General features: G+C 62.8%; 6 protein-coding genes. All 6 read right to left on the bottom strand.

Going from position 1 to position 6,613, the window contains the following annotated elements:
• Positions 1-3: 3 nt before the first annotated feature.
• The 6 genes from C7T36_RS08115 to C7T36_RS08090 all read right to left on the bottom strand — a co-directional run bounded on the left by C7T36_RS08115 (position 4) and on the right by C7T36_RS08090 (position 6,531).
• Entirely contained in the window at positions 4-894 is an 891-nt protein-coding gene (locus C7T36_RS08115) for a glycosyltransferase family 2 protein (RefSeq protein ID WP_033231689.1), read from the bottom strand.
• 99 nt (positions 895-993) lie between these two features.
• Positions 994-1,482 (bottom strand): hypothetical protein, encoded by a 489-nt coding sequence (locus C7T36_RS08110; protein WP_033231688.1) that lies wholly within the window; start codon positions 1,480-1,482, stop codon positions 994-996.
• Positions 1,479-1,706: a helix-turn-helix transcriptional regulator gene (locus C7T36_RS08105; protein WP_045064590.1), complete on the bottom strand. Its 228-nt coding sequence runs from the start codon at positions 1,704-1,706 to the stop codon at positions 1,479-1,481. The genes C7T36_RS08110 and C7T36_RS08105 overlap by 4 nt, the downstream gene beginning before the upstream one ends.
• A 52-nt stretch (positions 1,707-1,758) precedes the next feature.
• Entirely contained in the window at positions 1,759-3,771 is a 2,013-nt protein-coding gene (locus tag C7T36_RS08100) for a YhgE/Pip domain-containing protein (protein ID WP_045064588.1), read from the bottom strand.
• Between the two features lie 5 nt (positions 3,772-3,776).
• Positions 3,777-4,508 carry an ATP-binding cassette domain-containing protein gene (locus C7T36_RS08095; RefSeq protein ID WP_084702435.1) on the bottom strand — a complete coding sequence of 244 codons (732 nt, stop codon included), beginning with the start codon at positions 4,506-4,508 and terminating at the stop codon, positions 3,777-3,779.
• A gap of 187 nt (positions 4,509-4,695) precedes the next feature.
• On the bottom strand, positions 4,696-6,531 hold the full coding sequence (locus C7T36_RS08090; protein WP_045066672.1) for an acyl-CoA dehydrogenase: 1,836 nt from the start codon (positions 6,529-6,531) through the stop codon (positions 4,696-4,698).
• Positions 6,532-6,613 lie beyond the last annotated feature (82 nt).

Genomic DNA, 6,613 nt, shown 5'->3' with positions numbered 1-6,613 from the left:
CTTTCAGAGGTAGTAGACACGGTTTTCGATGCTGCCACGGATGCGTCCGTAGAGATTGGCGAGGTGGAAGAGCCACATTCCCGTGGTGTTTCTCCGGACCTTCCTCGGAATCAAGGGATTTCGGAAGACAATGTAGGCAATCGTGTCAGCCAGCGCAATGGGCGATCGGCGAGGCATTCCGTGGTCGCGGAAACTCGCGTAGAGCTTGGCATCGGCACGTCCGCCCGCCACGTTCTGTCGCCAGTGTTCGAGGTACGAGTCACGCAGGCGGTAAGCGGTCACGGCGTCGGTGGCCTGTCCGAGAGTGAAGCCCCGCAATTGAAGTCGAACGCAGAACTCGAAGTCTTCACCGGAACCGGTGAATTCCTCGTCCCATCCACCGAGCTCGTCGATGAGGGACCGTGGCGCGGCAAAACTGCAGCCTGCAGTGACAGGGAGAAATCCGGGGATGTTCGGCAATGTGCCGCTTGTCGGAAGTGGGCGCCAGGAGGCGACGGCAGCAGAGTTGATCGACGCCGTTTCGAGTGTGCCGCCCACTGCGTCGTAGCGCGTGCATGCTTCCACCATCGCGCTGAGCCACCCGGAGTGGACGCGGTCGTCGGCGTCGGCGAATGCGATCAGCTCGCCCTTGGACTGTGCCACACCGGCATTGCGGGCGTGCGCCGCACCGGGCTTGTCGCTGCTGTCGATCAGCCGTAGCGCGAGCGCGGCCGCATGGGGATAGTTTTCCAGGTGCCGCCGAAGACCGTCGGTAGAACCGTTGTCGCTGACGATTACTTCGAAGCGGCCTACGTAATCCTGTGCGGCCAGCGCGTCCAGCTGTTCGTCGATCAGTTCGGTGGCGTTGTACGCGGGTATGACAACCGACACCAAGTCCGGGAGTGGGCTGGGCATCTGACCTCCGAATAGTGGGGACCCGAGCAGGTAGAGCCCGAGCGCGCCTCCACTCTATTCGGTTGCCGCGAACTTATGGGCTGTCAGAAAGATGGGCGTTCAGAGAAGCTCGTCCGCCTCGTCGCGTAGGGCGGCGCGCCTCTGGTGGCGTTTTACACCCAGGACGGCAGCCGTGAGTCCGATGAGCGCACCGACTCCACCGCCGGCCCAGGTCGCGATTCCCTCGCCCGGCCGAGCCATCAGTTGTGCGACGACGCCGATCAGTGCGATCACGTAGACGGACCCGGCCACGAGTACTCGGGGCTCGAGACCCCTCATGCTCGCGTAGACATCGACATCGTGAGCCTGTGCGTAGCGCAGCACCACCATCGAACAGACAAACCACCCGATGATCAGTCCGAATGAAATCCACGCGCCGGTTCGTCCGGCAACCCACGGCAGAATCGCGGCGGCGATCAAAGCGATCCAGTACGCCAGTTGGAACCCGACCGCTGAGGCTTCGTTCCACACGTCGCGTTGGCGCTCGTCCTTGTAGAAGTCGTCGTCCAGATCGCCGACGAACCGCAGTGCCTTCATCATCGTGCTCATACTGTCTCCTCGGCATGTTCCGGTAGCGGGAAGAGTGTTTCGACGGTGGTTCCCAGCGCTCCTGCCAGCCGTATTGCCAGGTAGACACTGGGTGCGTAGTCACCGCGTTCGATGGAGACGATGCTCTGCCGACTCACTTGCCCAGCTGAGGCCAGCTGCGCCTGGGTGAGCCCAACGAGGCGTCGGTGCTCACGCACTCGGTTGTCTCCGGCTCTTTCGACCATGGAAAAAGTAAAGAACACTTGTCATTCAATGTCAAGTAGACTTGTCACAGCGCTACACCTCGATCGGCGGATGCAATCTATCCATCGTCCACTGCCGATTGCGCCGGGCGGCAAGCGAACTGGCGGTCAGTGATGCGATCAGAACCCCGCTGAGCACCGCGATGGACACCCAGAGCCTAGAGTCGATTCCGCCTACCGTGAGCTGGCGCAGACCGTTGACGGCGTACGTCATCGGATCGAACGGATGAATGATCTGGAAGGGTTTGGCTGTGGTTTCGACGGGATAGATTCCGCCGGCCGAAACCAGCTGCAACATCAGGAACGCCAGGGTGACAACGCGTCCGACGGACACACCGAATATCGCGTTGAAGGCTTGGATGAGTGCCATGTAGGTGGCGGTGATGAGAATGAGGAATCCGACGGTGCCCGCGACATGCGTGGCATGCAGTCCCACTCCGAAGTGCACCACCACGTACATGACGATCACCTGGCAGACGCCGATCAGCAGTGCCGGCCAGTACGACGCCAACACAACGCGCAGCGCTCCCAGTCCGTTGGCGATCGGGCGGTTCTGTAGTGGCTTGAGCAACATCCACGTGATGATGCCGCCCACGAACAATGCGAGAGGCAGGAAGAACGGAGCGAAACCGGTGCCGAAGGTGGCGGCTCGGTTCTTGTAGGTTTCCTGCAGTTCGACCGGACTGGAGAGCGTTTGCGCTGCCGCGGTGCGCTGCTCGTCAGTCCAACTCGGCACCTGCCCGGAGCCTTCGGTGAGCTTGGTGGCAAGTTCGGACGCGCCGGCCTGCAACTTCGGGGTTCCCTCGGCGAGCTGAGCAGCGCCGTCGGAGAGTTCGATACTGCCGTCGGTGAGCTGTACGAGACCACTGCTCAGTGTTTGGGCGCCGGCATTGACCTGTTGGCCTCCGTCGCGTAGCTGGACGAGTCCGCTGCGCAGTTCGCCGCCGCCGCCGACTGCCGCGCTCAGGCCGGCACGGAAGGTGCTCGACGGATCTCCGAGTTGATACGCGAGTTGCTGTGCGCCGCTTTTGAGCTCGGCCAGTTGTCCCATGGTGGATTCGCCGAACCCTTGGGTGCGCAGGATGTCCTGGGCGGGTGCCAACGCGTTGGCGATCTGCTGCGAAACGGGATCGGGATTCAGGCGCAGTGCTGCCACGGCTTGGCCCACCAACTGTGTTGCCTGAGCTTGCGTGTCGCCCAGAACATCGAGGGTGTCGACAACCTGGGTGACGCCGCCGCTGAGTTCTGTTGCGCCGTTGCCCAGTTGACCGGCACCCACATCGAGTTGTCCCAATCCGTCGGTGAGCGCCAGGATTCCACCGGTTGCGGTGTCGATTCCCGCCGATAGTTGCGCGGTACCGTCGGCAAGGGTGGCGGCGCCGTCGCGGGCGGTCACCATGTTGTCCGCCAAAGTCTTCGAGCCACTGGCAAGTTGGGCTGCGCCGTCGTTTGCGGTTGTCATGCCGGCGGAGAGTTGTTGTGCTCCGTCAGCGGCCTGTTTCAGCCCGGCGCCCGCGTCGGTGAGTCCCAGCAACACGGTCTCGACGGATTGTGCGCCGATCGTGGCGCCCACCTGGTTGAGAATCTGCTGGGCGGCATTTTGGCCGATGATCGTGGCCAGGTAGTTGTTCACGTCGTTGAAGGCGAACTGCAACTGGGCTTTACGTGGGTTGTCGGACGTGGGCGAGGCGACCGCTTCACTGAAATTCTCGGGCAGTGTCAACGAGAAGTAGTACGTGCCGTCCGAAACGCCCTGCGCTGCTTCGGCGGGGGAGACGAGGTGTAGGTCCAGTTCGCCGGAGTCGAGGAGGGCTTGGCTCACCTGGTCACCCGCGTTGAGTTCTTTCCCTTGAACCATGGCGCCGCGATCGATGTTGACCAGCGCGACCGGAACCTTGTTGACCTCGCCGAACGGATTCCAGAACGCCCACAAGTACATTGCGCCGTACAACAGTGGCATGAGGATGATGGTGACGAGTGCGATTCGGGGCATGACTCCCCGGGAGAACCGCTTCAGCTCGGTTCCGAGTGACATTCCTGCAAGCATCGCCGCTACCTCGCGCCTTCTTGATCGGGATAGGTGACATCGTCGCGCAGAGTGAGCACGTCGACCGGTGTTCCTTCGGGCAGCGGATTCACCGTGGAGCAGATGACGGTCTGATATCGGCCCAGGTCGGCGAGTCGCTCCACCAGGTAGGCGCGCTCGTAATCGCGTCGTACCTGCTCGAGGTCGTCGATGACAAGCACCGCGGTCTTCTTGGTGTTTGCGACGGCGATCCGCAGCAAGGTGGCTTCGAGTTCACCGAGATCGCTGACGTATTGACCCAGACGCGGTAGTGGGTGATCGCCGAACACCGGCCCGCAGACGGCGGCGAGTTGCTCGTCACCGGCGCGGCCGATCAATTTGTACCATGGTGCATCCCAACGGATCTGCTCCGTGACGAGGTCGCGAACGGTGACCGACTGTGCCAGTTCGTCGATGTCCTCGAAACCGGCGATGGAGCAGATGTCGAAGATGTCGCGCGGGCGGGTACGTCCGAATACGCTCAGTGACCCGGAACTGGGCTTCAATCGCCCGCTCAGTGCCAGGAGCAGTGAGGTGCGTCCGGATCCGGCCGAGCCTTCGATGACGGTGACGCCGCCGGCTCCGATGTCGAGGTCTACCGGGCCGAATACCGGGCCCCACGGTCCGTCGAGGCGTAGTCCCCGCGCTGTTACTGCTGTCTCGCGCGTGTACTCGGGCTGGGATTCGTACGCCTCGTGCGGAGCGGCCACGGCGATCACCTTTTCGGGTTGGAGTCGGCAGTGCTGGTTCAGCCAACCACAGACAACCCGAACTGGTGCCCCGAGTGGGCGGCCGATCGTGAAGGTTTTTGCTCGCTGCGCGAGTAAAAACCTTCACGATCAGCGAACTGAAACGGGTCCGGCCGCCGAGGGAAAACCCCTCAGCGGCCGGACCCGGTTCAGTCGATCAGAATGCAGCTTCGTCGATCTCCATGATGTCGTTCTCCGTGTTGGCGATGATCTCGCGCGACGCGGTGAGCTCCGGCAGTACGTTCTTGGCGAAGAAGGACGCGATGGCGACCTTGCCCTCGTAGAACGCCTTGTCCTTGTCGGAAGCGCCGTTGTCCAGCGCTGCGATAGCGATCTCCGACTGGCGCAGCAGCTGCCAGCCGATGATCAGGTCGCCGACAGCCATCAGGAAGCGCACCGAGCCGAGTCCGACCTTGTACAGCTCGGAAGGCTGCTCCTGAGCGCCCATGAGGAACCCGGTGAGGGTTGCCGCCATGGTCTGGACGTCTTCGAGGGCGGAAGCGAGCAGTGCGCGTTCCGCCTTGAGGCGACCGTTGCCTGCTTCACTGTCGATGAACGTCTTGATCTGTCCGGCAATGTGAGCGAGGGCGACACCGCGGTCACGAGCGATCTTGCGGAAGAAGAAGTCCTGCGCCTGGATGGCGGTGGTTCCTTCGTACAGCGAGTCGATCTTGGAGTCGCGGATGTACTGCTCGATCGGGTAGTCCTGCAGGAATCCCGAGCCGCCGAGGGTCTGGAGGCTGTCGGTCAGGTACTGGTATGCGCGCTCGGAGCCGACGCCCTTGACGATGGGGAGCATGAGGTCGTTGACGCGGAACGCGGTGTCCTTGTCGGCGCCCGAGACATGCTTGGCGACGATCTCGTCCTGGTGCGCCGCGGTGTAGAGGTACACCGCACGCAGGCCTTCGGCGTATGCCTTCTGCATCGCGAGGCTACGACGCACGTCGGGGTGGTGCGTGATGGTGACGCGCGGTGCGGCCTTGTTGGTCATCTGGGTGAGATCGGCACCCTGGACGCGCTGCTTTGCGTAGTCGAGAGCGTTGAGGTAGCCGGTGGAAAGGGTGGAGATAGCCTTGGTGCCCACCATCATTCGAGCGTGCTCGATGACGTCGAACATCTGCGCGATGCCGTTGTGAACCTCGCCGACCAGCCAGCCCTGGGCGGGGACGCCGTGGCCACCGAAGGTGAGCTCACACGTGGTGGATGCCTTGAGGCCCATCTTGTGCTCGACGTTGGTGACGAAGACGCCGTTGCGCTCGCCGAGTTCGTTGGTCTCGAAGTTGAAGTGCGTCTTCGGGACGAAGAACAGGCTCAGACCCTTGGTGCCGGGGCCGGCGCCTTCGGGGCGAGCGAGGACGAGGTGGAAGATGTTCTCGAACAGATCATCCGAGGTTGCGGACGTGATGAAGCGCTTGACACCTTCGATGTGCCAGGAGCCGTCGTCCTGCTTGATCGCCTTGGTGCGGCCGGCGCCGACGTCGGAGCCTGCGTCGGGCTCGGTGAGGACCATAGTGGCGCCCCAGCCGCGTTCGACAGCAGTGGCTGCCCAGCTCTTCTGCTCTTCGGTGCCGTTGTTGAACAGCACGTCGGCGAAGGAGGGGCCGGCCTGGTACATGAATGCGGCCGGCTGCGCGCCGAGGAGCATTTCGGCGATCGCCCACACGACCGTGCGGGGGACGGGTACGCCGCCGACCTCTTCGCTCAGGCCCATGCGGAACCACTCGGCGTCCCACATGGTGCGGAAGGACTTCTTGAAGGATTCGGGAAGCTTCGCCTCGTGGGTCTCCGGGTCGAAGACAGGCGGGTTACGGTCGGCGTCGGCGAAGGACTCGGCGAGAGGTCCCTCAGCCAGTCGTGCGACCTCGGCCAGCATGCTGCGGACGGTGTCGGCATCGAGATCGCCCCAAGCGCCTTCGCTCAGTGGCTTTTCCAGTCCGAGTACCTCGAAGAGGTTGAACTCGAGGTCCCTGACGTTGCTCTTGTAATGGCCCATGTCTGCTTCTCCCAGTGAGGTGGTGCGGTCCAGCACTCCTAGTACCGCCCGAAGTTTATTACTCGTCGGTAACTTAATACAT

Origin of the sequence: Rhodococcus sp. AD45-ID, assembly GCF_003023755.1 — a bacterium.
GTDB classification, from domain to species: Bacteria; Actinomycetota; Actinomycetes; order Mycobacteriales; family Mycobacteriaceae; genus Rhodococcus_F; species Rhodococcus_F globerula.
Note: the sequence above shows the minus strand (reverse complement) of the source record. Positions and strands in the feature narration are given on the sequence as shown.